Genomic DNA, 1,358 nt, shown 5'->3' on the forward strand with positions numbered 1-1,358 from the left:
TGAATCACCCCTGGTTTGATGCCGCTTCCTTCTGAGTCAGGAAGGATGAGCACATGCCTAAGAAGATCGATCCGGAGGTCCGTTCGAGGGCCTTGCGGTTGCTGGAGGCCCACGGCGGCGAGTACACGTCGTTGACTGCCGCTGCCGAAGCGATCGCTAAGCAGGTCGGTGTCGGCGGGGAGACGGTACGCCGCTGGGCCGTGCAGGCACAGGTCGATGCCGGCGCCCGCTCCGGGACCACCTCGAAGGAGTCCGCCGAGATTAAGCGTCTCAAGGCGGAGAACAAGCAGTTGCGAGAAGACGTTGCCATTTTGAAAGCGGCGACAACTTTCTTCGCGGGGGAACTCGACCCCCGCAACCGATGATCGTGGCGTTCATAGATCAGATGCGCTCCAACGGTTTTGCGGTCGAGTCGATCTGCCGGGTCCTGCGTGAGCAGGGCTGCATGGTTGCCGCACGAACCTACCGGGCATGGCGAACACGCACGCCTGCCGCACGAACCGTCTCCGATGCCCACGTCGTCGATGCGGTGCGCACCGTGGTCTGGCGCACCGATGACGACGGCCGACGGAAGATGACCCCGGAGGGCCTCTACGGGCGGGTGAAGATGCGCGCCCATCTGCACCGCACGACACTGCCGGGGGTGTCCTACGGCGCCGTTGATCGAGCGATGAAAGTGTTAGGTCACAACGGAATTAGAAGGTCCAAGGGAGTCCGCACGACCGTCCGCTCCGCTGATGGTGTGCGCGCGGAGGATCTACTGAACCGACAGTTCAGTGCCGCCGAACCCAACCGAGTCTGGGTGACCGACTTCACCTACTGCCGGACCTGGGCCGGGTGGGTATACGTAGTGTTCATCATCGACGTGTTCTCCCGTCGAATCGTGGCCTGGCACGCGTCGACATCGAAGAGCGTGGACTTGGTGACGGTCCCGCTTCGGATGGCCCTGTGGCAGCGGAAACGGGAAGGGCATCCGGTGAAAGCTGCTGAGCTGATTCATCATTCGGATGCGGGAAGTCAGTACACATCGGTTACACTGACTGAGCGTCTGCGACTCGAAGACATCGCCGCGTCGATCGGAACGGTCGGGGACGCCTACGACAACGCGCTGGCCGAGTCGGTGAACGGCTTGTACAAGACCGAATGCATCCGGACCACGATCTTCCACTCCGGTCCGTACAAGACAGTCTCCGACGTCGAGTTCGCGACCGCTGGTTGGGTCGACTGGTACAACAACAGCAGGTTGCACTCGAGTATCGGCCAGATCCCCCCGACCGAGTTCGAAACGCTTCACTACGCTGGCCTCGGCCCCGAGGACCAGCCCATATTGGAGGCGGCACAGAACCTAGGGTGATTCA

At 62.1% G+C, this 1,358-nt stretch carries 1 protein-coding gene; it reads left to right on the forward strand.

The features are described 5' to 3' along the window. The first annotated feature begins 53 nt into the window (after positions 1-53). Positions 54-1,354, forward strand: a protein-coding gene (locus tag ACFVHY_RS24440) for an IS3 family transposase (RefSeq protein ID WP_390275958.1) whose coding sequence is annotated in 2 segments (ribosomal slippage) — positions 54-327 and positions 327-1,354 — 1,302 coding nt in all. Because the reading frame shifts where the segments join, the coding sequence is not laid out codon by codon here. The last annotated feature ends 4 nt before the right edge of the window (positions 1,355-1,358 follow it).

The sequence above is a fragment of the Gordonia sp. NPDC127522 genome (assembly GCF_042672305.1).
Classification (GTDB): Bacteria; Actinomycetota; Actinomycetes; order Mycobacteriales; family Mycobacteriaceae; genus Gordonia; species Gordonia hongkongensis.